Below are 24,507 nucleotides of genomic sequence, written 5' to 3' on the forward strand. Positions count from 1 at the left end.
GAGATGGGGCGCGGGCGGTGAACCGGTGGGGCCGGGCCCCACCAGTGCTCGCCGATCGACAGGGGTTACGGCTTCGGCTGGATGTCGAATTCGAACGTCCAGGTCTGCGCGCTGGACGCATTGTTCGGATCGGCGTATTTGATCTCGACCAGGCGGAAGCGGGCGTAGCTGTTGCCTTCGCCCGAGCGCAGCAGGGTGCCGCGCGTGTCGTTCGCCTTCAGCAGGTGGGCGACGGCGGGCAGGCCGGCGGCGCTGGCCGCTGCGGTGGTCGGGTAGTAGCTGAACCAGCCGTAGTCGAGCGCGGCAGGGTAGGTGCCCTGGTAGTTGGGGCTGAGCGGCGAAGTGGTGCCGTCCTTGACCCATTGCGCGGCAGTGGCCGGGAAGGCAGTGGGGCTGGCCAGATCGGCCAGCGTGCTGGCGAAGTTGGTCGCATCGGTGAACTTGGCCGCCACCGGCTTGCCGCTGCCATCGTAGAAGCCAGCCGGGGTGCCGCCGACAAAGCCACCCACCTTGCCGCTACCGGATGCGCCGCCGTTGAGCTTGACGTTGTAGCGGTTGAAGGCGATATGCCACGTGCCGGCTTCGCTGCTGACCGCGCCCGCGACCAGGTCGTAGTAAACCCAGTCGGTGCTGGCATCGACGATCGCGGTCTTCTGCGTGCCGGTGAAGCGATCCACCCAGCGGAACGACGGCCAGCCGGACGCGGTGCCGCTCGGGCCGCCGTAATAGCCGGTCACCTGAAGCGCGAACACCGGCGAGGTGGCATCGCCCGTGTTGCTGGCCTTGGTGTTGTCGGTGGTGATCAGGAACACGCGATAGTTGGGGTACAGCTTGTGGTCGTTCTCGCCGCCCACGCCGTACTCGAATGCGGCGGCCTGGATCGAATTGCTGCCGGTGAACACGCCGCTGGCGCTGTCCTTGAAATACAGGTTGGCGGGGATCGGGCCGCTGGTGGGGTCGGTGGTGCCGTTCTGCCAGGCGAGCAGGTCTGCCCAGGTGTGTTCGAACGGGCCGCCGAAGGCGCCGCCCTGGCCGCTGCCGCTGACGCCGCTATTGGTGGAGAGCGAGGCGGTGCGGCCGCCGCTCTTGAACTTCAGATCCCAGGCGTTGCCGCTGCAATCGGCCACTTCGGTCTGGGTGTCGAAGTCGTAGCATACCGAGACATTGGTTGCCGGCAGGGTGACGGCCCAGGTGGCTTTCTGGCTGAACCCGGCGGACGGGGCGGGCGTGGGTGTCGGCGTGGGCACCGGGGTGGGCGTGGAATCGCCACCACCTCCGCCGCCACCGCATGCGGCCAGGGCCAGGGTCAACGTCATGGCCAGCAGGGCGCCCGACTTATGGTGTTTGGATTGCATGGCTGTTGCTCTCTCAGTAGTTGGTCTTGCCCCAGGTGTAACGGGCACCCAGGTAGATGAACCGGCCCGCAATGGGGCCGAAGTCGCTGGCATCGGCGAAGTCGCGCTGTCGGTCGAACAGGTTGTCCACGCCGAAGTAGACGGTGGTGTCGCGGTTGATGGTCTGGTTGATCTTCAGATCCCAGGTGGTCCAGGCCGGCGAACGGGCGTTGGTGGCGGCATCGACCAGTTCGCTGCTCTGATAGCGGCCGCGCAGGGAGATGCCGGTGTCGGCCAGGGCCTGCCAGTCGGCGCCAACGCGCGCAATGCTGCGGGGGCGGCGCGTCAGCGATTGGTCGGTATCCAGGTCGCGTGCGTCGGTGAAGGTGTAGGCGGCGCTGAAATCCAGTGTTTCCAGCGGTTGCCAGCGCAACGCGGTTTCCACGCCCCGGGTACGGGCGCGGGCGATGTTCTCGTAGCTGTACAGCGCCACGCCGTTTACCGTGGTGTAGTTGTCCAGATCGGTCTGGATCAGGTCTTTCACGTCATTGAGGAACAGGTTCACGTCCAGCGTGACGTTCTGGCGGAACGACAGCGTGCCGCCCAGTTGCCAGCTATTGGATGACTCGGGCTTGAGGTCGGGATTGCCCAGCACCATGTAGCCCAGCGAGCTGTGATCGAACAGGTAGTGGCGCTCTTTCAGGTTGGGCACGCGGTAGCCCTGGCCGAAGCTGGCGCGTAGTACGCCGTTCCAGTCGCCGCTTTGCAGTACGTTGCCGCGCAGCGCGATCTTGGGGGCGGCGTGGCTGCCGAAATCCGAGTCGTCCTGCCAGCGCAGGCCAAGTACCAGTTCCCAGATGTCGTTGAAGATGATGTCATTCTGTGCGAACAGCTCGCGGCTGCTGCGCGTGACCTTGCCGTTGCCCACCAGTTCCGAGACATCGTTGCTGGTCTGGGTAAGGCTCTCGCCGTGCCAGTCCGCACCGAACTGCCATAGCTGGCGGTTCCAGGCGGGCAGGTCCACCTGGGCCGTGACATGCTGCGTGGTCTGCTCGGATTCGCGCCTGGCAATGGCGAAATCGTTGGAGTATTCGCGGGTGGTGCTGTCGTAGCGCTCGTCCAGGCCCTTGAGCTGTACGTTCATGCCGTTGTCGAAGCGCCAGTTGCCACCGGCGGCGATGCGATCACGCTCGATGTTTTCGGTCTTGCGCTGCGGGATGTAGTTGGGCGGTGCGTAGTACTGATAGCGCTGTTCGTCGTCCTCGGTGTAGGTACTGCCTTCCACCCACAGCTCGCTGTTCGGGGTGGGCAGCCAGGCCAGCCGTCCGCCGTACTGTTCGCGACGCGATGCGTCGCCCTGGCGCGCCCAGGCGTCCGGGTTCACCGAAAAGCCCGAATCGTCGACCACGTCCGCGTCCACGCGCACCCGCCAGCGCTCGCCGCCACCTTCGACACGCGCCTGGCCGTGGGCGCTGCCCTTGTCGAACGATTTGCCCGACACGTTCTGCTTGCCGTAACTACCGACGTCGCCGGCCACGCTGCCGGAGAACCCCGGCTGGATCTTGCGCGTGATGACATTGATCACGCCGCCCATGGCCGAACTGCCGTACTGCGCGGAGGCGGCGCCCTTGATCACCTCGATATGGTCCACTTCCGCCAGCAGGTACTGGCTGAGATTGACCGTGGAGCCGGTGCTGGCGCTGATGGGCATGCCATCGATCAGGATCAGCACCTGATCACTGGTCAGGCCTTGTAGCGAAAGCTCATAGCCTGACTTGCCATGCACTTCGCGCAGTTGCAGGCCGGGCACGTTTTCCAGCGCCTCTTTCAAAGTGCGGGCGTGGGTGCGCTCGATTTCCTTGCTGGTAACGACCTCGGTGCGGATTGGCGCATCCTCGATGGTCTTTTCGGTACGGGTGGCGGTCACGACGATGGTGTCGAGCGTGCTGTCGGCGTAGGCCAGCGGCAACGCCAGCAGCAGTGACAACAAACCCAGCCCGCATAAGGATTTGCGGCGGAACGGGGGCTGGAACGGGGAGTGGTACAGGAACACGATGGCCTCGGAATGACGTCCAGATGATTTTGAGGTTGATAATTATTATCGTTTTTAAAGCGAGCAACGCCGTAAACGATGGCTTGCCACGACCGGAGCTGTGCCGGTTTTCCCAGCCGGTGCCGGCATCAAATGGGCCTTGCAGGCTTGCCGCCTGGTTAGCCTGTTCTACCGCAATGCACCATGCGCTGGATCAATACTTACGATATTAAACGATAAACATTCTTATTTGCAAATACTATGACAGATACGAGGTGTTGCCAGAACCAGACCCTTGTGTGACCTGAAATCTTGCAGTGGTGGAAAGCGTTTGCTGACAGGCGTGCACGTACCAACTTGTATCGCATGCAACGTTTCAGGCTTCCAATCGGATGGCCACCCTTCGGTGATTGAACCCGCAAAACATCCTTGAACGGAGATTCGGAGGCAGTTTTTGCTCCAGCATCTGATGCAGGCTGGTAATCGCACCGAGATTGCCATTGGCGTGGTTACATCTCCTTCTGCTCAGGAATTACTTGGGTAAGCGCAATGGTGATCAAATCAGGTTTTCATCCGACTCACCAAATATTTGCACCAATCCAGCATTCTTTCCAAAAATACGAACAAATTTGTATTAAATATATGCTCATGCGTTGAATGGGTGGGGCCGTGGATTGGTTTATCGGGTGGGGTGGTTTTCGGCAATGCATGGGGTAGCCTGGTGGCTCATCGAGGTATTTACTTAAGTTATTGAAAAATAATGAAATTATTGGAGTGGTGGTTGAGCGGTCATGGCCGCTGATGGAGGGCTAGCCGATTGGGTAGGGGGGGGCATCAGAAACTGCGAAACGTTCGGCCAATTGAAAATATGGAATTTCATGACTTTCCCCCCATTTTTTATATATAGCCAGCGGTTGTCATATGGGAAAGCGACAATAGCCAGTCATGAACGCATGGCGCGCGGGGCCGATGCCAAGCAATAGAGAAATAAGCAGATTAATCTGTCTTTGAAAATCCGCAGGGTGAGGGCGGAGACACAAGGAGAGAATGAAATGAATGCGCTGAGTATTGCGAAAAAGCTTTATCTGGGCTTTGGCACCGTTCTGGTCATCGTGCTCATTGCCATGGGGGTCATCGCCAACAATGTCGGCCGCGTGAAGGACGCAACCGGGTGGACCGAACATACGTATAAGGTCCTGATGCAAGTTGATGACATGCTCGCCGGGATGATCAACATGGAGACTGGCCAGCGGGGCTTTTTGCTCTCCGGTCAGGACGACTTCCTGGGGCCCTACAACTCGGGCCATCAGGCATTCGACGAGGCGCTGACCAAGATCACCGAGCTGACCAAGGACAATGCCACCCAGCAGGAACGCCTGAAAAAACTGGCCACCCTGATGGAAGACTGGATTGGTAACGTGGTCACACCGGAAATCGCCCTGCGCCGGGATGTAGCGGCTGGAACACGCAGCATGGATGAAGTGGTGGCGGTGGTACGGCAGGCCAATGGCAAGAGCCGCATGGATGCGATGCGGCAGGTGCTGTCCGAGATTTCGGATGCCGAATCCTCGCTGCTCGGCGCCCGCGCGGCCGAGGCCAATGCCGCGCGGCAAAGCAATGTCGTCACCATGATCATCGCCAGCATCTTGTGTGCGGTGATCGGCGTTGGTATCGCTGTCGGTATTTCGAGCAGTCTCGCCCGGCGCTTGAAAGAAGCCGGTGACATGGCGGCTCGTGCCTCACATGGCGATTTCAGCCGCGACGTGGCTGCCGGCGCCCAGGATGAAATCGGCCGGCTGCTCAGCGCGCTCAACCAGATGCAGCAAAAATTGCGCGAGATGCTGCACCACGTGAAGCAAAGTGCCGAGGATCTGCTGGGCGGCGCCGAGCGCATCAGCCAGGCATCCGACCAGGTATCGGTTGGGGCGCGTGAACAGAGCAGCGCAGCAGCGGCGATGGCGGCGGCGGTGGAACAGCTCACCGTCAGCATCAACCACGTGGCGGGTTCCGCGCGTGAAGCGGAGGAGCAATCGCGTGAGGCTGGCCGCGTTTCCACATCCGGCAGCGAAGTCATCGGCCAGACCGTGGCGGGCATCCGCAGCATTTCCGAATCGGTACGCAGTGCCTCGCAGACGGTCGATCATCTGGGCGAACACGCCAAGCAGATCACTGGCATCGTCAACGTCATCAAGGAAATCGCCGACCAGACCAACTTGCTGGCCTTGAACGCCGCCATCGAAGCGGCACGTGCCGGCGAGCAGGGCCGGGGCTTTGCGGTGGTGGCGGACGAAGTACGCAAGCTGGCTGAACGCACCTCCACCTCCACCATCGAAATCGCCACGATGATCGAGAAAATCCAGGTTGGCACCCGTACCGCGGTGGACAGCATGAGCGACGGGGTGAAGAAGGTGGAAGAAAACGTCGAAACCGCCAACAGCGCTGGCGAAGCCATTGGCCAGATCCGTACCAGCGCCGACCGTGTGGTGAGTGTGGTGGCCGACATCACCACATCGCTGACCGAGCAGAGCACGGCATCCAACGACGTGGCGCGTAATGTGGAGAAGATTGCGCAGATGTCGGAAGAGAACAGCCGGGCCGTGGATGAAACCGCCCATACCGCACAGCAACTGCGTGATCTGGCCACCGAACTGGAAAGGCGCGTGGCGCAGTTCAAGCTTTGATGGGCTTTATGGCGCGTGCACGCCGCAACGAAAACGCCACGCTGGGAAGCGTGGCGTTTTTGAGCCGCGAGCAGAAACCTCTTGGTAGCCTGGTGCGCGGGCCGAGCCTCACTTGGCCGTACAACACATACTGTCTGCGGCTGGGGGAAGTTCGATTTATTGTTCTTCAGGCGTTTCGCGCTGCTTGCCGGGGCCAGCTTCGCTGGGCTTGTTGGTGCCCATCATGCGACGAAAAGATCTTGGCATATCCGCCATTTCAAATGCTATTGAAAAGTGGCAAAAATCCACGGGGTCAATGTTCCTTAAATGAATGCGCGCATTCACTTTTTTTGAGTCCGATAGCTTGACATCCATTGCCATGACGGAAAAGGAAGAGAAATATGCGATTCCGTAAAAAATGAAGGGGCAGAAATTAAAAGATGATTTCACCAATCAACCACAGCAAGCGTCAGTTCAATATTCGCCACTAGTCGGGTTCGAATGGTGAAGCCACTGCAAATGCCAGCACTTATCTTCTGCCGTGGCGTGGTTCACTGCTTTGATTGATGCATGCCGCTCACGGCGCCCACAAAAAAAAAACGGCGCCTTGGGCGCCGTGAAGAGGGTGGAGCTTGAATCATCAACCGTGCGGGCCACGCCTAGACGGGTTGCCACAACACCGGTACCACCACGGGCGTCCAGCCACCGCCGACAGGGGCCGTGTGGGCGATCAGGGCGCGGTATTGCCGGCCCTGATAGCTGACGCAATCGCCGACCGCATAAGGCACACCTTCGCGCCAGGCGGAGCAGCCTGCCGTTGGCGTTGGGGTCGGTGTAACGGGCGTGGGTGTAGGAACCGGGGTGGGGGTCGGGGTGACCGGCGTCGGGACCGGGGTGGGAGTCGGTGTTGCACCGGTGCAGTCGCCCAATCGCTTCCACACCCCGTATTGATCGGACAGCGTGGGATTGTCGCCCTGCGTCCACCACTTGGCCTCGTAGTTCACCCCCGCCACGGTCACACGCTGGCCGCTGGTGTAGATGGCGGCTGCGGACCACGCCTGGTAGCAGGTGCCGGGGGCTGGCGTCGGCGTGGGCACGGTGGTGGGCGTGGGGGTCGGCGGGGTGGTGGGGGTTGGTGTGGGCTGTGGCGTCGGTGTCGGTCCGGGTGTCGGCGTGGGCGAGGTTCCGCCGGGTACGTGGGTGAACTCGGTGAGAACCAGTTCGATTTCCTGGTTGTTGGACGGTGCGCGTCCGCCCACCTGCCACAGGTTGATCAGGAAATACTGCGGTTTCTGCGCGATGCATTGCTGCGGGTCGCCGGATCGGCAATAGAACTGGAGATCGCGCGTATCGGTATTGGCGGGCGGGTTGCGCGGATCGAAGGTCCAGTTCATGAACTCGTCATGCGTCTGGCCCACGTCGACGAAGCCCTGCATCGACTGCCATACCACTTTGTCCGACTGCCAGTTGAAGCGATGCGTGGAGCGGTCGCTGGTCAGGGTGAAGTCGAAGCCGCGCCAGCTGCGGTTGGCGCCGTTCACTGCTGGCCACACTGTGTAATTGCCCAGCAGTGCGAAATCGTTGCCCCAGCGCGAGAACTCGATATCGATTTCGTTGGTGGAATCCCCCCCGACATCGGCTGGCGGGTAGGTGTAAAAGCCGAACACTGCGTTCTTGTCCAGCAGGTCGGGCCGGCCCAGCATCTTGAACTGGTAGGTGCCGAAACCCAGCCGTTCCAGGTTGGCCAACTGGATTTCCGCCGACGACCAGACGCCATCGCGATTGGCGATCTTCAGGTGTAGATAGCCTTGCTCGTCCACCCAGGCGTTGCGGTCATCCCAGACATTGGGGCCGGGGCCACCGCCACCAGCCCGTACCTCCCACTGATGGCCGGACCAGGTGATGGTCTTGGCGGCGACGGGCCCACCGATCAATAACATTGCCAGCGGTAGCGCTGCCAGCACGCCGATGCATTGCTTGCTCATGCCATTCCTCCAATCGTGCCGAGGGCGGTCGAGGAGCCGCCACGCCGGCGTCGGTACAGGACGGGGCGATGGCCGGGCCATCGCCACATGGACGCGCTATGAGTTGTCCGATTGCGCAGTCCAGGCAAAAAGCTAATCCAATGCGTACCTTGACTGAATGTTGGGAAAGAACACGCATATTTGTCTGGATCGATCATTTCGTTTGCAGGGGACTTGACGGCGATGCAGCGTCAACTCGCCTTACAAGCCGCATCCCGCAACGATCCTGCCTTGGACAGCTGTTTCCGGCAAAAAAGCGATTTGGCTCAGTAGCGCAAACCGGGGGCAGAAAAGCCTTTCGCGCGGTCAGCGTGATGGGTGGAAGGCCGGGACGAGGCGATCGGCGGTGTGCGCCAAGCGTTGGATAAACGACGGATGGTTCGAAGTGCCACTCGTGACCGCCGCATCCAGCACGAGGGGAAGTACCTCCCGTGAATGCGGACTTGCTCCGTGGTGAGGCTAAAACCGCATACCACCCCTGATGGCGTGGGTGATCCGCCGCAAGTCATGAATTTTCAGTGGGTGTTTATTTATTTGTCATAAATAGCCCGTGTACGTCGCCGATCTGTTCGCGCACCGTTGACCATCGCGTTCAGGCCGCCGCCGGCACGCGAAGCGCTGCTTCGCCACGTCCTCTTGCTTTCACCCCACAAGGAACATCACATGCCGACCACGCTTTCAGGCGCGCAACTGGCAACGCTTGCCGCCGTCAACCGCACGCGCATTGTCGCGGGCGATGCCGTATACGATCCGGCCTGCTGGAACTGGGCGCTTTATGGGATACGGGCCGACGGCCCCAATCCACGTGATCTCTATGGCTACGTCAGCGATTGGCGCGGCAGTGGGTTCAACCCCCAGCAATTGCTTGCCGCGCGTAATGAGTGCTGGGCGCGATGCAGTGCCTGGCCGTACTTCGCCGGTGGTTCCGCCGAGCAGCAGGCCGCCCGCAAGGCGGCGCTGGATGCCATCCAGGCCTATCTCGATGGTGATCGGGCAGGGCGGCGCGCGGAGGCGCGAAAGCGGGTGTTCCGCCTGGCCTTGCAGGTGGCGGGCCTGACCGTATCCGCCGACCCCACCCCTTACCGGATCATCGCGCGGGCCGATCGCGACGACGATGTGATCGACGATCACTGGTGGATCGAACTGAACAATACCCACACCGTGGAAACCGTGCCCGGGGTGCCGCTCTTGCTGGAATTCGAGGCGCAGGCGGCCTTTCAGGAACTGTCGCTGCGCCTGGACAACGACCAGCGCGCGCTCGATGTCGCCATTCCCCGGTATCAAACCGCTTACCTGCAACAACTGACCAACGAACACATCGCCCTGATCGCGCAACTGCTGGCCGCGGCGGACTTTCCCATTGCGCCCGGCAGTGGCGTGCCGGGGCTGGGTGTGTTCCAGGCCAAGGACAACGCTACCCCGGTGCAAGGCAAACCGGCCATACGTGCCGCCTGGGAACGCAACGAGATTCCAGCCTGACCGATGCCAGCGCCCTGCGGCCGGCACGGTGGCGATCCGCGCTGTGCCTGGCCGCTTCCCAACGCCGCGCGGGTGGCTCGCCCGCCGACGATCTGGATCCGAACACCAGCCTATGGCAGATCCGGCCCGGCACCGGCCTGGCCGGACCGGGCAAGGCGTGGCGATGACGCAAGCGCGTTGTGGTTGGTGTTCAACGTCCCGTGATCAGCGAATCCGCCTCCGACACATACGCCGTATGCGTGGCCTTGTCGTACACGCATAGCTCCCGGCCGGGGCGGTTCTTCATATGCCGTTGCGGGTAGCGCCCGGCGATCACCACCGCCGTCACCCCCGCGCGATCGTCGAACTCGATCACGTTACCGCCCGCCTGGGCGTTCTTCAGATTGCTGGCCTTGACGCAGGCCTGCACGACCTGGCGCTGATGATCGGTCCAGGCGGTGGGGCTGGCCGCATAGCCGTTGGGAATGCATTGCAGGCTGACAAGTGCCAGCAAGGCACTGGACGAAGAAGAACGAAGCAGGAACATGATGTGATTCCGAATGGTCGGCTGGTTAGCCCGGTTCTAGCAAAGCCTGGGATGAAAGTGCGCGTGAGTTTTCCAGGCGTGGCTTTGCGTGAGATATGCTCCCTGTCGCCGTGATCAGTAAACGTCGATGACCAATGAATTCCACCCTTATTGTCGTGTTGCTCACGCCGGCGCTGTCGGCGCTATTGAACAAAGCGCTGTGCCGGTTCTTTCCGGCGAGGGATACGGCTACGGGTGCCTTTTTCTGGGACGATCGGGCACTGCGTCGCAACAAGGCGATCGATCAAATTGCCGAGATCACGCTCATCGCCTGTCTATTGGCCGGAACTGTCTTGATCGTTGTCTCGGACATCCAGTCGGGAGGGCTCTTCTGGCTGGGATATCTCGTGCCTCTGGGAGGGGCATTGCTCATTGCCGATGTCATGACGAGATTGCTGGCTCGGCTTGTCAATGGGCGGCGTGGGCATGCTCAGTACAGGGCGTATGGCGACGTGCAAAGCGGTTACAGCATTCGGGTTTTCGTGCCATTGAAATGGCTGCTTCTCGGTCTTGCCGCAGTTGGGTTCCATCAAAATCGTGAGTTATTCCTGATTGGGGCGCAGCATATTTTTGATTACTTCACCGTGTTGCTGGAGCGCATTCGCTCGCTTTAACGGCGCGGGGCCCGGTCCTTCGGCTCCGGGTATTGCTGGTGCACGGTGCGGCCAGCCGCTCGGGTTTCATATTGAAGCGGCCCGTACCTTGCCGCACACCAGCGCTGCCACCGGCCGCTATCGCGAAAAGACTACCAACAGGTTCTAACCAAGCCTGCGGCACCCGTGGCCGTGAGTTTTTACGATGCCCCGCTCAGAATGCCGCACTGGCGTTCAGGTAGAAGGTGCGTGGCTCGCCCACGTACTTGCCCCGGTTGTTATCGTCGAACGACCGGGTGAAATAGCGCCGGTCGAACACGTTTTTCACGCCGAAACGCAAGGTCAGGTTCGCCAGCGTGGGGCCGAAGTCGTAACTGCCGTTCAGCCCCCACACCATATAGCCCGGAATCCAGCCGGTATTGCCCCGCGCGTTTTCCTCCCGGGTATTGGCATTGTCGGCATACATGCCCGACTGCGCCTGACCGTCGAGCGCAAACTGCCACGCGGCGATCCGGTAATCCATGCCCAGCAAGCCCTTGTGCCGGGGAGAGAACGGCACGTAGTTGCCCTGGTTGGCGCCCGCTTCGCGGATGCGTGCATCCACGAAGGCATAGTTGAAGAACGCATTCAGCCCGCGCAGCCGCTCGTCCAGCCCGATCAGGTGGTAACGGCCGGCCGCCTCGATACCCTGGTGCCGCGTCTCGCCGCGCGCGGTAACGCTGTCGGTCACCTGGTTGCTTTCGTACTGGTTGTCGAAGTTGATCAGGAAGGCGCCCAGCTCCGCCTGCACCGTTCCGTTGTCGTAACGTGTGCCCAGTTCCCAGGTGCGCGCCTTTTCCGGCTTCACGCTGCCGCTGGCCACGGCCTTGCCCATCTGGCTGTACTGCACCGTGCCGAACGACCCTTCGGTATTGCCGTAGAGATTCCATGCCTCGCTCATCCGGTACACCACGTTCAGCGCCGGTAGCGGCACGTTGTAGTCGCCGGAATCGCGGCGGTTCTTCAGCGTATTGTCCTGGCGCGAACTGATCAGCTCGTAGCGGATACCGGGAGTGATGGTCCAGCGGCCGACGTCGATGCGGTCGTCCAGATACAGCGCGTGCGCCATGGTGTGGCCACGGGTGTCGCGATCGATGGGGCTGCCGCCGTCGGGCAGTACCCCGCTTGCGGCGGGGCTCCACAGGCGTTGCTCGTGGCTGGTTTCGCTGATGAAGCGATAGCCGATGCCGATCTCATGACGCGTGTCACCCAGGCCGAATACCTGCGCATAGCGCGCCTGGGCTCCGCGTACCCAGTATTCGCGCGGCGACAGCGTCAGGTTCTTGCCCTGGTCCAGATAGCCGCTGCGCAGCGTGGTGGTGAAAAAGCCGCCAGCGGTGAACTCTCGCGTGCTGTCCGGCCGATAGGCATAGCCCACGCTGGCCAGGGTGCGGCGGCCCCAGAAACTGTCGTCGGGCCGGGTGGACTGGAACGGGTCCGCATCATAGTCCGCGCGGTTCAGCCCGCCCGGCATCTCGGCGTGGCCCTCGTAATGCTGGAACATCGCGGTGACACTGTGGGCCGGATCGATCTGGAACGCGCCCTTCAGCATCACATCGTCGATGGTGGTATCGCTGTGTTCGCGCCAGTCGCTTCCGCGCACGCCGGAATACAGCAAGGCTGCGCCCAGCCCACGCTCGTCGGTGCCGCCCAGCAGCAGGTTGGCGCTGGTCTTGGGGCTGCCGCCATGGCCAGCGGGGCTGATTTCGCTCTGCACGCCGATCTGCGCGCCGACGTCCTTGGGAATCGCACGGGTGACGAAGTTGACGATGCCGCCAACGTTCTGCGGCCCGTAGCGCACCGAACCGCCGCCGCGTACCACATCCACCGCGTCCAGGTTGCCCAGCGATACGGGCGCGAACGACAACTGCGGCTGGCCATAAGGCGCGAATGGCAACGGAATGCCGTCGATCAGTACCGTCGAGCGCGATGCCAGCCGTGGGTTCAGCCCGCGAATACCGAAATTGAGCGCCAGATCGTGGCTGCCAGTGCCGTTGTTTTCCGGTGCCACCACGCCGGGCATGCGATTGAGCACTTCGCGCACCGTGGTGGCGCCTTCCTCGGCGAAATCGGCGCGGCGCGCCACGTCGCGCGCACCGGGATGCTCGAACACATGTGCCGGGCTGCCATCGGCCAGCCAGTCGCCCACCACGGCGATCGTCGCCAGCGTGGTGCCCGTGGCCGGCGCGGGGGATACGGGCGCGACATCCTGGCGTAGCAACAATGTATAAATGCCCGGCGCGGTGCGCTGCGCGGTCAGGCCGCTGCCAGCCAGTAGCTGCGCCAGCCCGGCCTCGACGTCGTAGCGACCGTGCAGACCGGGGCTGGTCAGCCCCTCGGTTCGCGCGGCATCGAACGAGAGCGCGATGCCGGCGGCTGCGGCGAAACGGGCCAGCGCAGGGCCCAGCGGTCCGGCATCGATCGCATGGTGCTGTGCCACCGCCGGCGAGGCGGGGTCGGCGGGGGCCGCGTGGGCGCCGCCCAACGTCAGGGCCACGGCCAGCATGCTGGCGCGCAGGCGGTGCGGAAGGGCGGAAGGGAAAGAACGGGACATCGGAGGTTTCCTCTGGGCTGATGCGTGGGATCTACCCAGGGAGTCGAACGAAAAACGCAAAAGGACAGCCGCGCAAAAAAAAGAGATCACGCCGGTTCGACGCGCACCCACCAGCGGCTCAGATAACGCACGCGGACCGGCAGCGATAGCGCCAGCGCGGTCAGCGCCCGATCGGTATCGGCCAGCGGAAACGCGCCGGAGACCCGCAAGCCAGCGACCGCAGGATCGCATTGCACCAGCCCGCTGCGATAACGCCCCAACTCGGCCAGCACCTTGCCCAGCGGCCAGTCGTCCACGATCAGCGAGCCTTCCGCCCAAGCCGCCAGGCTGGCGTTCCCGGCCTGCGGCGGCAGCGCGCGGTAGTGGCGGCTGAGTGCGTCGTCGTGCGGCAGGTCATGGTCGCTCACAGCAGGTCTCCCATGCAGGCTTTCAGCTTGGCGAGCGCATAGCGCACGCGGCTTTTGACGGTTTCGGCGGCGGCGCCGGTCAGTTGCGCGATCTCGGCCAGGCCGAGCGCGTGTTCCTCCTTGAGCAGAAAGGCTTCACGCTGTTCGGGCGGCAGCGTGCCCAGGCAGTCGAGCAGGCGTGCGCCGGCCTGGCGGCCGGCCGCCAGCAGATCGGGCGTCGGGCAACGGTCGGCCATTGCCTCGATCTCGCCCAGGTCGCTGTCCCAGCGGTGGCGCTTTTCGCGGCGGTGCCAGTCGATCAGGCGGCGGTGCGCGGTTTCCAGCAGCCAGGTGCTGAAGCGCGCCCACGGCTGGTAGGCGCCGCGCTGGCGGATCACGGTGAGCCACACTTCCTGAAACAGCTCGTCGCCCGCGGCGTCGCTGCCGGTCTCGCGGACCAGGAAGCGATACAGCCGCAGGCGATGACGGGCATAGAGCGCGTCGAACGCGGCGGTATCGCCATCGCGCCAGGCCAGCATCAGGCCTTCGTCGCTGTGCGGATCGATATCGGTGGGCATGCCGCCACTGTATGGGGTGGCGGCGCCGACCGCGAGCCCCGCGTCATTCATTGGCGGCCGTCGGTGCGCGTGGCGTCAACGTTTCGGCCAGTGTCACCAGTTGTTCGAACTGGGCGCGATAGCCAAAGCGGTCCCCCCCTCGCGCGCCGGCGGCGATGCGGCGCACCGTGGCGTAGTCCAGCTCGTCCACATAGCGCCCGCCGCGCAGCAACTGGCCAAACCCGGCCACGGCGCTGGCGAAGCGGAAATCGGCGCTGGCGGCGGCAAAGCTGGCGCGCGCGTCGCGCTTGCGCAGCGGGATTTCCAGCAACTGGCTGGCGCCGCCGGCAGGGGCCTTGTAGCGCAGGCGCAGATGAGCCAGTTCGCCGGTCGGGGCGCCGCTGGTGGCGGGCTTGGCGTAGCGCAGCGGCTGAACCCGGCCGGCGCTGCCGGTGAAGGTGAGTTCATACAGCGCGGTGACGGTATGGCCCGCGCCCACGTCGCCGGCATCCACTTTATCGTTGGCGAAATCCTCGCGGCGCAGCGCGCGGTTTTCGTAGCCGATCAGACGGTATTCGGCGACTTCGGCCGGATTGAACTCCACCTGGATCTTCACATCCTTGGCGACGGTGGCCAGCGTGCTGGTCATTTCGTCCACCAGCACCTTGTGGCCCTCGTTCAGCGTGTCGATGTAGTGGTAGCTGCCGTTGCCCACATCGGCGATCTGCTCCATCAGCGCTTCGTGGTAGTTGCCGGTGCCGAAGCCCAGCGTGGTCAGCGATACGCCGCCGGTGCGTTCGCGTTCCACCAGTTGCTTCAGCGCGCGGACATCGGCCACGCCGACGTTGAAGTCGCCATCGGTGGCCAGCAGCACGCGGTTGATGCCGCCTTCGATATAACCCTGGCGTGCCACCGCGTAGGCGAGGCGGATGCCCGATTCGCCGGCCGTGCTGCCCCCGGCGCGCAACTGGTCGATGGCGGCCAGGATCGCGGCGTGATCGCTGGTGGGCTGGAGCACCACGCCGCTGCTGCCGGCGTACACCACCAGCGCCACTTTGTCCTGCGTGCGCAACTGCTTGACCAGCAACTTGAGCGAGGCCTGCAACAGCGGCAGCTTGTCGCGCGAATCCATCGATCCGGAGACATCCACCAGGAACACCAGGTTGGCCGGCGGCAGCGCCTGGCGTTGCACTTCCTGCGCCTTGATGCCGATGCGCAGCAGGTGCTTGCCGGTGCCCCACGGTGCCGGCGCGATCTCGGTCCGCACCGTGAACGGCCGACCGTTGGCGGTATCCGGATAGTCGTAGGGGAAATAGTTGATCAGTTCCTCCACCCGCACCGCATCGGCTGGCGGCAACTGGCCTTGGTTCAGCATGCGCCGCACGTTGGCGTAGGCGCCGGTATCGACATCGATGGAGAAGGTCGATACCGGCGCCTCGGCCACCACCTTCACCGCGCCTTCGTCGATGGCGGCATAGCGCTCGCGATCCTCGGCGACGGGGTACGGTTGTGGCGCCGGCACGGTCGCCGGGCGATACAGGAATGACATTTCGGTCTGCTGGTTGCCCTGTACCTTGGCCATGCTGTCGGCGGTGGTGGTTGGTGCCTCCAGCGCGACGACGGGCTGGGCGGGCGATGCGGCGACCGCCTCGTCGCGCTCGGGCACCTGGGCGGGCCTCGTGGCACTGTTGCCGGGTTCGGTGCTGCTGCATGCGGCCAGTGCAAGGGCGACGGCCAGGGAGATCAGGCGGGTTTTCATGATCGGACTCCGGGTGAAGATTGATCATGAAACGGCGCGAGGAGCGAATCGGGGTTAAGCACTGCTAAAAAAACCTGGCTGCATCGCGCGCCTGGCCGGCATCGCTGTGCCGGTGGGCATGCCCACCGTGCCGCACGGGGCGGCAAGGCGCAAAAAAGGGCGCGATCCATCGCGCCCTTTTTCTTGTCGCCCGAAAGGCCGATCAGCGATTGCGTATCGCGTTGCGCACGAATTCGCCCGCCGGTTTCAGGTTGCTGGCGCTCCAGTTACCGCTGGCGCAGGTGTTGCTCTTCCACACCGCCCCGGAACGGAAGTCGTCCGAGTAGTTCCAGTTGGTCCAGCTGATCTTCTTCTGCGCCAGGAAGTCCAGATACTTCTGGGTCATGGTGAAGTTGTTGGTGCCGTCGCCGCTGGCGGTCTGCGAGCCCCACTCGGTCACGAACACCGGTAGTTTCTCCGCGCCCTTTTTCAGCTCGTTCAGGTACTGGTCGCCGTGCGACGCCGCGTAGAAGTGGAAGGTGTACATGATGTTGGCGTAGCGCACCGGATCGTTGACGATATCGTCCACCGAGCGGCCGTCGGAAACACCGAACGAACCCCAGCCATGCGTGCCGATCAGGATCAGCGAATCGGGGTCGATGGCGCGGATCACCGGGATGATCTGCTCGCCATATTCGCGGATGCGGGTCCAGCTCACGTTGTTCGGCTCGTTGGCCACGTCGTAGATGATGTTCTTCTGGTTGCCGTACTTCTGCGCGATATGGGTGAAGAAAGTCTTGGCGCGCGCCAGGTTGTAGTTGGGATCGCCCGGATCGAGCTGGTGCCAGTCCACCAGCGCGTACATGCCGCGTTCGGTGGCCTCGTCGATCAGCTTGTCCACCTGCGCGGTGAAGCCGGCCGGGTTGCTCTCGTAACCGCCTTCCTGCACGTAGAGCGAGATGCGCAGCACGTCGGCCTTCCAGTCGTTGGCCAGCGCGTCCAGCGAACCTTCGGTCAGGCAACTGCCCCAGCCGTACCACTGGATGCCGTGCGTGCTCATGCCGCGCAACTGCACCGCCTCATTGCGCTCGTTGCACAGGTTCAGGTTGTTGGCGCAGACCTTGAGCTGGCCGTTGCGATCCACCGGCGTGCCGCTCGGGGCCGGTGTCGGCGTCGGATTGGGGGTCGGGGTCGGCGTGACGACCGGTGTGGGCGTCGGCGTGGGGTTGGCCGTTGGCGTCGGGGTCGGCACCGGGGTGGCGCCGCCGCAATTGCCCAGGCTCTTCCACACGCCCCAGTCGCCCGATTGCGCCGGATTGTCGCCCTGGGTCCACCATTTGGCCTCGTAGTTGACGCCGTTGTGCGTCACGCGCTGGCCGCCGGTATAGACCCCGCCGCTGGTCCATGCCTGATAGCAGGTGGCGGGCGCGGGGGTTGGCGTGGCATTGGGGGTTGGCGTGGGCGCGCGGGTCGGCGTCGGGGCCTGGGTCGGCGTGGGAACCGGGGTGGCGGTCGGCGTCGGGGTGGGCGTTCCGCTGGCCGGGCCAATGTCCTGCCACAGCGTCGGGGTGGCGGCTGGATTCCAGTTGGCGCCGGCATAGGCGGTATGGGTGACCAGTGCGCGATAGTCGCGGCCGCTGTAGCTGACCACGGCGCCCGCGCTATAGGTGCTGCCTTCCTGCCAGGCCGGGGCGGACCAGGCGCTGGGGCTGGTGGCCAGGCCACCGAGGCCGATCAGGAGCGCGGCGCACAACTGTGTGGCGCGCATCCGGGTGGACTGCTTGTTCATGTGATGCTCCTCATCCTCTGATCTTGGTATCGACCGGCGGGCGGACGGGGGAGGGCGCCGCGTCGCCGGTCGGGTGCGGCCATCATCGGCAGCGCGATGGCCCGCCCGCAACGGGGGCACGCCACCCGTTTCACGGTGACACAACAAAATTCGTTTTAAATCAAATACATGGCTTGCCGGGGCCGGCGGGGGCTTTTCACGGATGACGCCATGATGGCGCCCTGGGTTTTGCGATGAAAAGCCATTGCGGATCAGTGGCTTGCGCCGGTCCGCCCGTTGCCACCGGTCGCCGGCTTGCATTGTCCGCGCCAGCCAAGCTACGCTTGGCGACCGTACATTCAACGTAGGACCTGTCTTGATCAATCCCAACAACAAGCCCATCGGGGTAGTGGACGACGATGAAGCGCTGCGCATCGTTTCGGATGCGGTGCTCAAGCTTTGGGATACGGTCGACGATCTATCGCGTCTGCGCCCGGCGCATACCGAGCATTACCACGTCACGATCTTTGGCTCGGCCCGTATCCAGGACCACACGCCGGCGTATCAGTCGGTGAAATACCTGGCCGCCGAGCTGGCCGCCATGGGATGCCGCATCGTCACCGGCGGTGGCCCGGGGCTGATGCAGGCCGCCAACGAAGGCGCCGCCCAGGCCGCGCCGGATAATCCGGAAGCGTCGGTCGGCATCCGGATCGATCTGGATTTCGAACAGAGCGTGAACGACTTCGTGGGGCGCACCTACGAACACAAGACCTTCTTCTCGCGCCTGCACCACTTCGTGCAGCGTTCCAACGCCTTCATCGTCACCCCGGGCGGGATCGGCACGCTGTTGGAACTGTCGCTGGTGTGGCAGTTGCTGCAAGTGCGCAAGCTGTACGATACGCCGCTGATCCTGGTGGGCGACATGTGGCACGAGCTGCTCGACTGGGCCAAGCGCACCATGGTCGAATCCGGCTCGGCGCTTGCCAGCCCGATCGACATGCAGATTCCCATCGTGGTGGATACGGTCGAGGATGCGGTGCACCTGATCCGCGAGCATCACGCGCGCTGGATCGCCGACGGCAAGGCGCTGGGCTGAGTGGCTAGCAAAACCCTTCTGGCTGCGTCGCGCTCACTTGCCGTACGTCTTGTACTGTCTGCGTTTCGCGCTCCTTGCCAGAACCGCTACGCTGGGTTTTGTTAGCCACTTCGGCTGCGATTTGCGGATCACCTCGATGAAAGCGGGTCGGCCTTGGTCGCCCCGCTTTGTTTTGTCCCGACCATCCACCAAGCCCTCACGGCGCCGGATCGACCTTGACCCACACGGTATAGCCACTGCTGCTGGTGCCGCTGCCCGATGTCGTGCCCTGGTTGCTGCCGGCGCGGGCGATGGTCGATTGGCCCACCGGCAGCCACTCGCCCAGTTGGCCGCGCACCTCGCCGTAGACGCTGTGCTCGCTGATGCTGCCGTCCGGCTCGAAACGGCTGCTTTCGGGATACAGGCGCAACAGCACCTGGTTGTTGCCGACCACGCGCGGCTCGGCCCAGAAGCCGGTGCCCGCGCCGACCCAGGTGCCGCCGGCCAGGACAATGCTGTAGCCGGGACGGTAGCCGAAGCCGATGGAAGGATAGAAGCGCTCGCTGCCGAGGCGCACGAAAGCGTGCTGGCCGTCGAGCACCCGCACGCTCTGGGTGGCGACGGTATCGTTGCGGCTACCGCCGCCGAACAGGCGGATGCCGATGCCGAAGCCCCGGTTGGAAATGCCCACGCCGTCCAGTGCCAGCGTGCTTCCGCTACGGCTTTCGCCTTCGCGCTGTTCCACGGTCACGGTCAGGTTGCGCGCCGGCAGGTCGATGCGGGCCAGCAGGTCCAGTACCTGCTGGTAGGTGGCGGTATCCGGGCTGCGCACGATGAGCTGGCTGTTCATCGGCTGGAACGATGCGGTGGGGATCGCACCGCGCAATACCGGCGCCAGGTCCTCGGCGGTGCGGTGCTGGAGGGGAACCACGTCCAGGCGCTCGGCCAGCGCGAAGCCGGTGGCGAGGGCGAACAGGCAACAGGCGAGCAGACGTTTCATGACAGTGCTCCGGCTGGGGCTGGTTCTTCCAGCATATGCCCGATGGGCCATGCGAAACAGCCGGGAGTTCCCGGGGCGTGTCCGCCGCCACCCCGCCGCCCAGCTTGGCCCGTACCGGCGTCAGCGTGGCAGCAGCAGGGCCACCGCCTGGGCTTCCACCGCCTCGGAGGCGCCGACCGGCCCCAGCTTCTCGTAGGTCTTGGCCTTGACGTTGACACAGCCGGGGGCGATGCCCAGGTCGGCCGCCAGGTTGGCGACCATGGCCGGGATATGCGGCGCCATCTTGGGCTGCTGGATCAGGATCGACGCATCGACGTTGCCGACGCGCCAGCCGGCCTCGTGCACGCGGCGCACCGCTTCACGCAGCAGCACGCGGCTGTCGGCGCCCTTGAACTCGACCGCGGTGTCCGGGAAGTGCCGGCCGATGTCGCCCAGCCCCGCGCCGCCCAGGACAGCATCGGTCACCGCGTGCAGCAGCGCGTCGGCGTCCGAGTGGCCGAGCAGGCCGCGCTCGAAGGGAATGGTCACGCCGCCCAGGATCAGCGGGCGTCCTTCCACCAACCGGTGCACATCCCAGCCTTGTCCGATTCTCATACGATATCTCTCATCAGCAATGTCGCCACGGCTTCCAGTTGCGCCGCATCCACCGTGTCGAACGCGGCGGGCAGGTGGTGATCCACGTCCAGCACGCCGACCACGCGGCCGGCGCGGTCGCGCAAGGGCACCACGATCTCGGCGCGCGCGGCCGAAGAACAGGCGATGTGCCCGGGAAAAGCATCCACGTCCGGCACCACCAGCGTCTCGTTGCGCGCCCAGGCGGCGCCGCACACGCCCTTGCCGTGGGCGATGCGGGTGCAGGCGATGGGGCCCTGGAACGGGCCCAGCACCAGTTCGTCATCGACCACGCGATAGAAGCCCACCCACAGCCAGCCGAAAGTGGCGGCCAGCGCGGCGGCGGTATTGGCCATGCGGGCGATCGGGTCGGGCTCGCCGGCCAGCAACGCGTCCAGTTGCGGCAACAGCGCGCGGTAGCGGTCGCCCTTGTCGCCGTCGGCGATGTCCAGGTGTTCGGCCATCAGCGCGGGGGCAACGTCTTTTCAGAACAGCATTCGCGGCAGTGCCACGGGGGAAAACGGTCATCCACTGCCTTGTGCTCCTTGGTCGGCGCGCATCCATGCCTGGGGCCTTGCCGTTTCCGGCCTGGCGCCGCAGCGAAAGACGTTGAACAGGCGCTCAGTCCTGCCGCTCGGCATGCGCCGCCAGGATCAGGCTGGCCAGGCGCAGGTCCTGCGGATAGGTCACCTTGATGTTCCACGGGCTGCCCATCACCAGCGCGGGCGCATGGCCCAGTCGTTCCAGCGCGCTGGCCTCGTCGGTGATGTCGGGGCCGGTGCTGGCGGCCAGCGCATCGGCCAGGGCATGCAGGCGGAACATCTGCGGCGTCTGCGCCTGCCACAGCCCGGCGCGTGGCTGGGTGTGGGCGATCCGCTCGCCCGGCCGCGCGGCCTTGAGCGTGTCGGCCACCGGCACGGCGAGAATGCCGCCGACCGGGTCGTTGTCCAGCCGGGCGATCATGCCGGACACCAGCGCGGGATCGATGCACGGGCGCGCGGCATCGTGCACCAGCACCCAGGGGCCGTCCTGCGACAACGTGGCCACCGGGGCGGGGTCGCGGGGTACGGCGTCGAGCGTGATGCTGATCGAGATGCGATCCAGCCGGCGCGCCGGGGCGGGCGCCGGTTCGCCGCTGGCGGGGTAATCGGCGCGCAGCGCTTCCAGGCCGTTGAGCACGCTGTGGGCGCGGGTATCGCCGCCGACGCGCAACACCCGCAGGCGGTCGAAACCGGACCAATCGTACTGATCCCACTGCGTATCGTCCGGCGACAGCACCACCACGATGCGCTCCAGCTCCGGCACGGCGTGCAGCGCACGCAGGGTATGCCAGATCAGCGGGCGGTCGGCGAGCGGCAGGTACTGCTTGGGCTGGCCGCCGCCCATGCGGCTGCCGTTGCCGGCGGCGGGAACGAGGGCGATGGCGCTCATGCGGCCTCGGCTTCCGTGACCGGCTTGGGCTCGTACTCGCGCCACAGGCAGTCGCCCTTGATGATCTTGTCCATCTCGTCGAGGTAGGCGCCATGGGCGGCGATTTCCGCCGCGCTGGGCTGGATGATCAGGCGCGGCTTGCGCGCATCGCGGCGGGCCTTGTCGGCGGCGGCATCGCCACTGCCGCCATCGCTCAGGAAGTCGATCAGCAGGCTGTCCTGGCCGCGCGTCATCGCCAGGTAGACCTCGGACAACAACTCGCAGTCGATCAGCGCGCCGTGCAGCGTCCGGCCGCTGCGGTCGATCTCGTAGCGGTCGCACAGCGCATCCAGGCTGTTGCGCTTGCCGGGGAAATTGTCCTTGGCCATCTTCAGCGTATCGACCACGCTGGCCACGTGGTCGGTGATCTTGCCCAACCCCAGCCGACCCAGCTCCTCGTTGAGGAAGCCCACGTCGAATGGCGCGTTGTGGATGATCAGCTCGGCGCCCGCCACGAAGCGCAGGAACTCCTCGGCGATGGCGGCGAAGCGGGGCTTGTCGGCCAGGAAGTCAGTGGTCAGCCCGTGGACGTTCAGCGCGCCTTCCTCGCTGTCGCGTTCCGGGTTGATGTAGCGGTGCAGGTGGCGTTCCGGCGGAGAGAGCTTGCGGTCGATCATTTCGACCGCGGCGATTTCCAGGATGCGGTTACCGTCTTCGACCCGCAGGCCGGTGGTTTCGGTATCGAGGATGATCTGGCGCATGGATTGGGTTCCGGTAGTGCAGGACAACGGAGGCGAGTTTACCCTGCCGCGATGGCTCAGGGCAGGGCGGGAGGCCGTGGATGGCGACGGAAGTGGAAGATCGCCATCAGCAGAGCCAGCGATTGCAGGCCGGCGCTGAGGAAGAACGTGGCGCCGATGCGCCAGTCGCCGGACGGCAGGTGGCTGACGCGCGCCAGCAATGGCGAGGCGAGCAGCGGCGCCACCACCAGCATCAGGCTGGCGATGGAGCTGAGCGAACCCATGGCCACGCCCTGATGCTCGGGCGACACCGCCTTGGAGATCTGCGCCTGCAACGCGGGCGCGGCGGCGAACGACAGCAGGTTGGCGAAGATGATGCAGTACATCATCCAGCCCTCGGTGGCGAGGCCATAGGCGACATAGGCGATGGCACCGGAAGCGAAGCCGATGTACACCAGCCGCCGCTCGCCCCATTGCCGCATCATGCGCCCGAGCAGCACGCCCTGTACCAGCGCGCCCATCAGGCCGACGATGAACAGCGAAAAGCCGTTTTCGCGCGGGGTCCAGTCGAAGCGGAACGTGGTGTACAGCACCCAGGTGGCATGCAGCACGAACTGGGCGAGCATGAACAGCGTGTACACGCTGACGAGGTTGCCCACGCCGCGCAGCCGTGCCAGCGATACCAGTGCCGAAAAAGGATTGGCCCGGGCGAACGAGAACGACACGCGCCGCTCGCGCGGGTGCGATTCGGGCAGCACGAAAAAGCCGTAGGCGGCGTTGAGCAGCGACAGGCCGGCCGCCACATAGAACGGCAGGCGCACGTCGGTGGCGCCGAGCAGGCCGCCCAGCATCGGGCCGAAGATGAAACCCAGGCCGAACGCCGCGCCCAGCGCACCGAAGCCGCGACCGCGCCGTTCCGGCGGCGTGACGTCGGCGATATAGGCATTGGCGACCGAGAAATTGGCGCCGGTGGCGCCCCCCAGCAGCCGCGCCAGCAGCAGCACCCACAGGTTGGGCGCCAGCGCCATCAGCAGGAAATCGCAACCCAGGCCGAAGATCGACAGCAGCAGCACCGGGCGGCGACCGAAACGGTCGCTCAACGCACCCAGCAACGGCGCGCAGCCGAACTGCATCAGGCCATAGGCGGCGGTCAGCGCGCCGAACCAGTAGGCCTGCTGGTCGCGCGACGCGGTGAAATCACCGATCAGCGCCGGCAGCACCGGAATGATCAGGCCGAAGCCGATCACATCGAGAAACACCGTGACGAGGATGAAGGGCACGGCGGGCTGGCGGGCGGTCATGGGCACGGCGGTCCTGTGAAAGCCCGGTAAGGGCGGGGTCATGGGGCGGCGGGCGGATCAGCGCGGCGGACCACATGCGCTACGGCGGTTCCGGCAAGGTGAAACGCCCCGAAGGACGATGGATCGGGCGCCGCGCGGTCGGGGGCGGCGGTGGGCGTCAATCTACCTCAGGCGCGGTCACGCGCCGAGTACGCGCTCCACACCGCGGTTGGCCAACTGATCGGCGCGCTCGTTGAACTCGTGGCCGGCATGGCCCTTGACCCAGCGCCAGGTGACCTGGTGCTTGTGAACCTCGGTATCCAGCCGCTGCCACAGGTCGGAATTCTTCACCGGTTTCTTGTCGGCCGTCTTCCAGCCGTTCTTTTTCCAGTTGTGAATCCAGGTCTCGATACCGTTCTTCACGTATTGCGAATCGGTATAGAGCGTCAGGGCGCACGGCCGCTTGAGGGCGGCCAGCGATTCGATCACCGCCATCAGCTCCATGCGGTTGTTGGTGGTCTGCGATTCGCCGCCGAACAACTCCTTTTCCTGCACCTGCTCGGGTGAAACATAGCGCATCAGCGCGCCCCAGCCGCCAGGGCCGGGATTGCCCTTGCAGGCGCCGTCCGTATAAATCTCTAGTGTTGCCATCGATGTCCTG

At 64.6% G+C, this 24,507-nt stretch carries 21 protein-coding genes; 4 read left to right on the forward strand and 17 right to left on the reverse strand.

Annotated elements, in window-relative coordinates; genetic code table 11:
• Positions 1-65: 65 nt before the first annotated feature.
• The gene (locus FAZ21_RS10575; protein WP_136773416.1) at positions 66-1,355 is read right to left on the reverse strand and encodes an HmuY family protein; all 1,290 of its coding nucleotides are present in this window, start codon (positions 1,353-1,355) and stop codon (positions 66-68) included.
• 13 nt (positions 1,356-1,368) lie between these two features.
• Positions 1,369-3,387, reverse strand: a complete 2,019-nt coding sequence (locus FAZ21_RS10580) for a TonB-dependent receptor plug domain-containing protein (protein ID WP_136773417.1) — start codon at positions 3,385-3,387, stop codon at positions 1,369-1,371.
• 1,031 nt (positions 3,388-4,418) lie between these two features.
• Between FAZ21_RS10580 and FAZ21_RS10585 the strand changes: the two genes are divergently transcribed.
• A complete protein-coding gene (locus FAZ21_RS10585; RefSeq protein ID WP_246038603.1) occupies positions 4,419-6,047 on the forward strand; it encodes a methyl-accepting chemotaxis protein in 1,629 nt (542 codons plus the stop codon).
• Between the two features lie 156 nt (positions 6,048-6,203).
• Here the strand turns inward: FAZ21_RS10585 and FAZ21_RS10590 are convergent, their stop codons facing one another.
• Entirely contained in the window at positions 6,204-6,476 is a 273-nt protein-coding gene (locus FAZ21_RS10590; RefSeq protein WP_136773418.1) for a hypothetical protein, read from the reverse strand.
• Positions 6,477-6,685: 209 nt separating this feature from the next.
• Complete coding sequence (locus FAZ21_RS21075; protein WP_136773419.1) at positions 6,686-8,011, reverse strand: carbohydrate-binding protein; 1,326 nt, start codon at positions 8,009-8,011, stop codon at positions 6,686-6,688.
• A 702-nt stretch (positions 8,012-8,713) separates the two neighbouring features.
• Here FAZ21_RS21075 and FAZ21_RS10600 point away from each other — a divergent pair.
• Positions 8,714-9,529 (forward strand): hypothetical protein, encoded by an 816-nt coding sequence (locus FAZ21_RS10600; RefSeq protein ID WP_136773420.1) that lies wholly within the window; start codon positions 8,714-8,716, stop codon positions 9,527-9,529.
• A gap of 190 nt (positions 9,530-9,719) precedes the next feature.
• Here the strand turns inward: FAZ21_RS10600 and FAZ21_RS10605 are convergent, their stop codons facing one another.
• On the reverse strand, positions 9,720-10,055 hold the full coding sequence (locus FAZ21_RS10605) for a hypothetical protein (protein ID WP_136773421.1): 336 nt from the start codon (positions 10,053-10,055) through the stop codon (positions 9,720-9,722).
• Between the two features lie 134 nt (positions 10,056-10,189).
• On the opposite strand from FAZ21_RS10605, the gene FAZ21_RS10610 reads away from it, so the two are divergent.
• Entirely contained in the window at positions 10,190-10,708 is a 519-nt protein-coding gene (locus FAZ21_RS10610; RefSeq protein WP_136773422.1) for a hypothetical protein, read from the forward strand.
• Positions 10,709-10,901: 193 nt separating this feature from the next.
• Here FAZ21_RS10610 and fecA read toward each other — a convergent pair whose 3' ends face one another.
• The 5 genes from fecA to FAZ21_RS10635 form a co-directional block, all read right to left on the reverse strand.
• The gene (gene fecA, locus FAZ21_RS10615; RefSeq protein ID WP_136773423.1) at positions 10,902-13,280 is read right to left on the reverse strand and encodes a TonB-dependent Fe(3+) dicitrate receptor FecA; all 2,379 of its coding nucleotides are present in this window, start codon (positions 13,278-13,280) and stop codon (positions 10,902-10,904) included.
• 86 nt (positions 13,281-13,366) lie between these two features.
• The gene (locus FAZ21_RS10620; protein WP_136773424.1) at positions 13,367-13,687 is read right to left on the reverse strand and encodes a FecR family protein; all 321 of its coding nucleotides are present in this window, start codon (positions 13,685-13,687) and stop codon (positions 13,367-13,369) included.
• Complete coding sequence (locus FAZ21_RS10625; protein ID WP_211243435.1) at positions 13,684-14,295, reverse strand: sigma-70 family RNA polymerase sigma factor; 612 nt, start codon at positions 14,293-14,295, stop codon at positions 13,684-13,686. The genes FAZ21_RS10620 and FAZ21_RS10625 overlap by 4 nt, the downstream gene beginning before the upstream one ends.
• The gene (locus FAZ21_RS10630; protein ID WP_136773425.1) at positions 14,288-15,982 is read right to left on the reverse strand and encodes a vWA domain-containing protein; all 1,695 of its coding nucleotides are present in this window, start codon (positions 15,980-15,982) and stop codon (positions 14,288-14,290) included. Before FAZ21_RS10630 ends, FAZ21_RS10625 begins: the two co-directional genes overlap by 8 nt.
• Positions 15,983-16,184: 202 nt before the next feature.
• Positions 16,185-17,750 carry a cellulase family glycosylhydrolase gene (locus FAZ21_RS10635; RefSeq protein WP_169307354.1) on the reverse strand — a complete coding sequence of 522 codons (1,566 nt, stop codon included), beginning with the start codon at positions 17,748-17,750 and terminating at the stop codon, positions 16,185-16,187.
• Positions 17,751-18,105: 355 nt separating this feature from the next.
• On the opposite strand from FAZ21_RS10635, the gene FAZ21_RS10640 reads away from it, so the two are divergent.
• A complete protein-coding gene (locus tag FAZ21_RS10640; RefSeq protein WP_136773426.1) occupies positions 18,106-18,825 on the forward strand; it encodes an LOG family protein in 720 nt (239 codons plus the stop codon).
• 196 nt (positions 18,826-19,021) lie between these two features.
• Here FAZ21_RS10640 and FAZ21_RS10645 read toward each other — a convergent pair whose 3' ends face one another.
• The 7 genes from FAZ21_RS10645 to rnhA all read right to left on the reverse strand — a co-directional run bounded on the left by FAZ21_RS10645 (position 19,022) and on the right by rnhA (position 24,497).
• Complete coding sequence (locus FAZ21_RS10645; RefSeq protein ID WP_136773427.1) at positions 19,022-19,804, reverse strand: hypothetical protein; 783 nt, start codon at positions 19,802-19,804, stop codon at positions 19,022-19,024.
• A 120-nt stretch (positions 19,805-19,924) separates the two neighbouring features.
• The gene (gene ispF, locus FAZ21_RS10650) at positions 19,925-20,398 is read right to left on the reverse strand and encodes a 2-C-methyl-D-erythritol 2,4-cyclodiphosphate synthase (protein ID WP_136773428.1); all 474 of its coding nucleotides are present in this window, start codon (positions 20,396-20,398) and stop codon (positions 19,925-19,927) included.
• Entirely contained in the window at positions 20,395-20,880 is a 486-nt protein-coding gene (gene msrC, locus FAZ21_RS10655) for a free L-methionine (R)-S-oxide reductase MsrC (RefSeq protein WP_136773429.1), read from the reverse strand. The genes ispF and msrC overlap by 4 nt, the downstream gene beginning before the upstream one ends.
• 157 nt (positions 20,881-21,037) lie before the next feature.
• A complete protein-coding gene (locus FAZ21_RS10660) occupies positions 21,038-21,847 on the reverse strand; it encodes an IspD/TarI family cytidylyltransferase (protein WP_136773430.1) in 810 nt (269 codons plus the stop codon).
• Entirely contained in the window at positions 21,844-22,587 is a 744-nt protein-coding gene (gene dnaQ, locus FAZ21_RS10665) for a DNA polymerase III subunit epsilon (protein ID WP_136773431.1), read from the reverse strand. The genes FAZ21_RS10660 and dnaQ overlap by 4 nt, the downstream gene beginning before the upstream one ends.
• Before the next feature lie 56 nt (positions 22,588-22,643).
• On the reverse strand, positions 22,644-23,867 hold the full coding sequence (locus tag FAZ21_RS10670) for a TCR/Tet family MFS transporter (RefSeq protein WP_136773432.1): 1,224 nt from the start codon (positions 23,865-23,867) through the stop codon (positions 22,644-22,646).
• A gap of 177 nt (positions 23,868-24,044) precedes the next feature.
• Positions 24,045-24,497 (reverse strand): ribonuclease HI, encoded by a 453-nt coding sequence (rnhA, locus tag FAZ21_RS10675; protein WP_136773433.1) that lies wholly within the window; start codon positions 24,495-24,497, stop codon positions 24,045-24,047.
• Positions 24,498-24,507 lie beyond the last annotated feature (10 nt).

The sequence above is a fragment of the Chitiniphilus eburneus genome, assembly GCF_005048205.1.
In the GTDB taxonomy this organism is placed as follows: domain Bacteria; phylum Pseudomonadota; class Gammaproteobacteria; order Burkholderiales; family Chitinibacteraceae; genus Chitiniphilus; species Chitiniphilus eburneus.